This window comes from Pseudoalteromonas sp. S2893 (genome assembly GCF_005887105.1).
Lineage (GTDB): Bacteria > Pseudomonadota > Gammaproteobacteria > Enterobacterales > Alteromonadaceae > Pseudoalteromonas > Pseudoalteromonas atlantica.
Map to the genome: position 1 here is coordinate 1 of NZ_PNCY01000131.1, position 283 is coordinate 283.

Sequence of the window (283 nt, forward strand, 5' to 3'; positions counted from 1 at the left end):
GGCCAGTTAAAAATAGTAGTGTGGCTTGGTGAAACTCCTAGTGACCCATCGAAGAAAACCTATCTACTTTCTAACTCTTATACAAAAGAATTTGAATTATTTAATCAGTCAAGTGTACAAAGCAACCTTGGTGATAAGTATCCCGGTATTTGGAATAAACTAAACTTAAATCAAAAAAGAATTCTAGAAATTACTGTAAAAAATTGAGAGTTAAAAGCTACCCATGGGCTTATAAGTTTTTCAGTTAAAAAAGACTTTATTGACCATACAGATGTATCATTTA

At 31.1% G+C, this 283-nt stretch carries 1 protein-coding gene; it reads left to right on the plus strand.

The window, feature by feature from the left end; translation table 11 throughout:
• Positions 1-207 (plus strand): hypothetical protein (locus CWC04_RS19765; RefSeq protein WP_212747133.1); only part of this gene is annotated, 207 nt, incomplete at its 5' end.
• Positions 208-283: the final 76 nt, after the last annotated feature.